The organism is Neisseria sp. P0022.S010 (assembly GCF_051956635.1).
This window is the reverse complement of the sequence record NZ_JBQCXF010000248.1, coordinates 1-4,298: the sequence shown is the minus strand read 5'-3', so window position 1 is coordinate 4,298 and position 4,298 is coordinate 1. Positions and strand designations below refer to the sequence as shown.

The following is a 4,298-nucleotide window of genomic DNA, read 5'->3' as shown; positions in this document are numbered from 1 at the left end:
TCCGCAATATGGAGCTGCTTCAGCAGGCTTTGACCCACCGCAGCTACAATGCCAAACACAATGAGCGTTTTGAATTTGTCGGCGATTCGATTTTGAACTATTCCGTGGCGCGGATGTTGTTTGACGCTTTTCCGAAATTGTCGGAAGGCGAGTTGTCGCGGATGCGCGCGGCTTTGGTGAATGAAGGTGTATTGGCTGAAATCGCGTTGGAAATGAATGTCGGCGACGGTTTGTATTTGGGTGCCGGTGAGTTGAAGAGCGGCGGTTTCAGACGGCCTTCGATTTTGGCCGATGCGATGGAGGCGATGTTTGCGGCGGTCAGTTTTGACGCGGATTTTTCTGCGGCGGAAAAAGTGGTTCGCCATTTGTTTGCGGAACGCGTGAAACGTGCGGATTTGAATATCGGCAAGAAAGACAGTAAAACCGCTTTGCAGGAAGCCTTGCAGGCACGCCGCTTTGCCCTTCCGAAATACCGAATCGAAGAGCAGGCGGAGCAAACGGCTGATGCGATGTTTGTGATTTCCTGTGATTTGGGCGAACTCGGTTTCATCTGTAACGCACGCGGCAGCAGTCGGAAAGTAGCCGAGCAAAAAGCGGCATGTGAAGCCTTAGAATGGTTGGAACAGAAGTTTCCTTTGAAAAAATCTAAAAAATAATACTTCAGACGGCCTTTGAGAAAATGCAAAGGCCGTCTGAAACAATCAAGAAAGTCATATATAAATGGATATCGAAACCTTTTTGCAAAACGAGTCGCAACACCCGACGGATTATCGTTGCGGCTTTGTGGCCATCGTGGGTCGTCCTAATGTCGGCAAATCCACGCTGATGAACCATTTAATCGGTCAGAAAATCAGTATTACCAGTAAAAAAGCACAAACCACGCGCAACCGTGTAACCGGTATTTACACCGACGACACGGCGCAATTTGTGTTTGTCGATACGCCGGGTTTTCAAACCAATCACCGCAATGCTTTGAATGACCGTCTTAATCAAAACGTAACCGAAGCGTTGAGCGGCGTGGACGTGGTGATTTTTGTGGTGGAAGCCATGCGCTTTACCGATGCCGACCGCGTGGTACTGAAGCAGTTGCCTAAGCATACGCCTGTGGTATTGGTGGTCAATAAAATCGATAAAGACAAAGCCAAAGACAAATTTGCGCTTGAGGCGTTTATCAATGAAGTACGCCAAGAGTTTGAATTTGCCGCCAGCGAGGCAGTCAGCGCGAAACATGGCCTGCGTATTGCCAATCTGTTGGAACTGCTCAAGCCTTATCTGCCGGAAAGTATCCCGATGTATCCGGAAGATATGGTCACGGACAAATCCAGCCGATTCTTGGCGATGGAAATTGTGCGTGAAAAACTGTTCCGCTATTTGGGTGAAGAGCTACCGTATGCGATGAATGTTGAAGTGGAGCAGTTTGAGGAAGAGGAAAGCGGACTGTTCCGCATTTATATCGCGGTGTTGGTCGATAAAGACAGTCAAAAGGCGATTTTGATTGGCAAGGGCGGGGAGAAATTGAAGAAAATTTCTACTGAAGCCCGCCTTGATATGGAAAAATTATTTGGTACCAAAGTCTTTTTAAAGATTTGGGTGAAAGTGAAATCCGGTTGGGCAGACGATATTCGTTTTCTGCGCGAATTGGGTTTGTGATTTAATGTGTTTGAACAAAAGGCCGTCTGAAAAACTTTCAGACGGCCTTTTGTTTGATCAAGCCAATAATTCAGCCAGGCGTTTGACGATTTCATTTGCTGCTTGGCGTTTGGATGTTTCCGGAAATGAGGTTTCGGCAAGGTCATCAATAATAGTGATTTGATTGGTTGGCTTACCCATGGAAACGGAAACTTGGTTGGCTACCAACATCGGTACGTTTTTGCGCAAACGTTTTGCCCGAGCAAATTCCAAGACTTGATGGCTTTCGGCAGCAAAGCCGACGCAGAATGGTGGAGAAGGCAGAGCGGCAACGGATGCGAGAATATCTGGATTTTCCGTCAGTTCGATAACCGGGGGCTGATTACCGTTTTTCTTCAGTTTCTCGTTGCTGCTGTTTTTGACTTTATAGTCTGCAACGGCTGCAACGGAAATAAAGACATCCTGCTCATGGATATGGCGGTGAACTGCCTGATACATGGCTTCTGCGCTGACAGCTTGTTCGGAATGAGCCAAGCCTGCTGGCAAGGCCGTCTGAATTTGACCGTAAATCAGCGTGACTTTCGCTCCGGCAGCACGGCACGCGCGCGCTAAAGCCATGCCCATTTGTCCGCTGGAAATATTGGTAATGCCGCGGACAGGATCAATGGCTTCAAACGTTGCGCCGGCTGTAATCAGAACTTTTTTGCCGCTCAGTAGCTTGGGTGTCCATAAATCTTCTAGCAAATCTGCCAGATCGACCGCTTCGACCATTCTACCTGTACCTGTTTCACCGCAAGCCTGTTCGCCACTGTTTGGGTAAAACACGGTAATGCCGTCTGAAACCAGTTGCTCAATATTGCGCAGGTTGGCAGGGTTGTTCCACATTTCGACATTCATTGCAGGTGCAACGGCCAAAGGACATTTTCTAGCTGCCACCAAGTTGGTCAGTAGATTATCAGCTAATCCGTTGGCAATTTTGGCAATCGTATTGGCAGTGGCTGGCGCAATAAGAAATGCGTCAGCTTCACGCGTCAGATTGATGTGCGCCATGCCATTATTTGAAGCACCTGAATAGGTATCCGATAAAACAGGGTTGCCAGTTAAAGCTTGGAAAGTCAGTGGGGAGACAAATTCTGTCGCAGAATCTGTCATCACCACTGATACAGAATATCCTTGCTTTTTCAGCAGTCTGACCAGTTCGCAAGATTTATACGCCGCAATACCGCCGGTAATGCCGAGGAGAATGTGTTTGCTCATAAATAACGAGTTCATTAAATGAGATATATAGGAATCAAATCAAATTATATTTGTTCGATGTTGATTCTGGCCAGTTTTGCTTTAATCGCATTACCATATCTCTTCGGCAAAAATGCTGAAACCGCTCCGTTTTTTACTTCAGTCACATAACTGCAGACTTTAAATTCAGGAACAACATTGAGCGAGTAGTCCGGATTGACCAAAGGCGAAGCACTGGAGTACAGCGTCCATTTTGCCAGGCTGCCGTCTTCACAATCAGTCGTTGCGTTAAAGCTGGTAACCCCTTCGCTGAAAGCGATTTGATAATTAGGGTAAAACTCGCCGGGAATTTCGTGTGCATTACAGAAATCAAATAATCTGTCATGTGCGAACAGATTCTGACGGATATAGGCCCACAATTCTTTTTCTAGAAAATCTTGGTCGGCAAAATGTCTGGAAGGGTAGCCCTCGTCGACAAAGTTCTGAATCCTTTCCTGCATATCTGGGACTGCACCCGCTTTAGCGCCCCACATACCTGCAAGAATTAGGGCGGTATGCGAGCCTGAGTCGCGAATAGTGTGGAATAGGGTGCCACTTTTTATCCATTCGGATACGGCCGCTGCATCACGATAACAAATAATAGAATCTGCATCACGGAAAATAACGTATTCCACCTCGGGATCATTAATGGCAAGAAAGCGCCACATCGTACCCGGCCAGTTGTCCAACGGTGCGCCAACCTTAATTACTTCTGCTCCGTTATTTCTAACTCGTTGAATAGCTTCAGCCGATACAGAATCGTCGACATAAAAACGACATGTCCAACCAGGGAAAAGCACAGGAGCAAGCTGGGTGTTTAAGACGGCAGGCTCAATATATTTGGAATTATTGCCAAATAAAGAAAATGAGATAATCCGTTTGCCGTTTTTTGGAGCTGGTGTCGGAATGATTTCATGTTCTAGGTCTGGGATGACTTTATCTTTTAGAACCAAAGCTTGATGACCGTAAAACCCGGTTTTTTCCCAATTATCTAGAGCGCCGTAAGCATGTGCAAGTAAATCCAAAGCAGGAATATAGGTGCTATCCAGCTCTAATGTTTTCATTTCAGCCTCAATGGCTTTTTCCCATTTCAATTGCTTTAGATAGACATAAGCAACTTTATGATGAAATTCTGCAGATTTGGGGTTGAGAAGGCAAAGAATCTCGGCGCGTTTAAGCGCTTCCTCGTAATTTTCCTCTTCGATAAAGGAGTGATATGCTTGTTCAAATTTTTGTTGAATCTTTTCGTTACTCAATAATAGGGACATTCTAAATTTATGATTGTTTTATTGGAGAAAGTAGAGATTGTAAGAGTAGATGGGACTAAAGCGCCAGTAATATAGAGATATAGAGTGTTGAATGTGGCAATTAAGAGTAAAGCCACAGGGCTATTT

General features: G+C 45.9%; 4 protein-coding genes. 2 read left to right on the top strand and 2 right to left on the bottom strand.

The genetic code is table 11. The features are described 5' to 3' along the window. Both rnc and era read left to right on the top strand, forming a co-directional pair. On the top strand, nucleotides 1–656 hold a 656-nt coding region (rnc, locus tag ACTHUT_RS14645), incomplete at its 5' end, for a ribonuclease III (protein WP_440418961.1). Between the two features lie 64 nt (nucleotides 657–720). Then, entirely contained in the window at nucleotides 721–1,650 is a 930-nt protein-coding gene (gene era, locus ACTHUT_RS14640; protein WP_250599785.1) for a GTPase Era, read from the top strand. 57 nt (nucleotides 1,651–1,707) lie between these two features. Here era and coaBC read toward each other — a convergent pair whose 3' ends face one another. Beyond that, nucleotides 1,708–2,886 (bottom strand): bifunctional phosphopantothenoylcysteine decarboxylase/phosphopantothenate--cysteine ligase CoaBC, encoded by a 1,179-nt coding sequence (gene coaBC / locus ACTHUT_RS14635; RefSeq protein ID WP_250599787.1) that lies wholly within the window; start codon nucleotides 2,884–2,886, stop codon nucleotides 1,708–1,710. 44 nt (nucleotides 2,887–2,930) lie between these two features. Further along, a complete protein-coding gene (locus ACTHUT_RS14630; RefSeq protein ID WP_440418960.1) occupies nucleotides 2,931–4,172 on the bottom strand; it encodes a tetratricopeptide repeat protein in 1,242 nt (413 codons plus the stop codon). Nucleotides 4,173–4,298 lie beyond the last annotated feature (126 nt).

Excerpts from the sequence above, each read along its gene's own strand:
- era (WP_250599785.1), top strand. The coding sequence starts at position 721 with ATGGATATCGAAACCTTTTTGCAAAACGAGTCGCAACACCCGACGGAT.
- coaBC (WP_250599787.1), bottom strand. The coding sequence starts at position 2,886 with ATGAGCAAACACATTCTCCTCGGCATTACCGGCGGTATTGCGGCGTAT.
- ACTHUT_RS14630 (WP_440418960.1), bottom strand. The coding sequence starts at position 4,172 with ATGTCCCTATTATTGAGTAACGAAAAGATTCAACAAAAATTTGAACAA.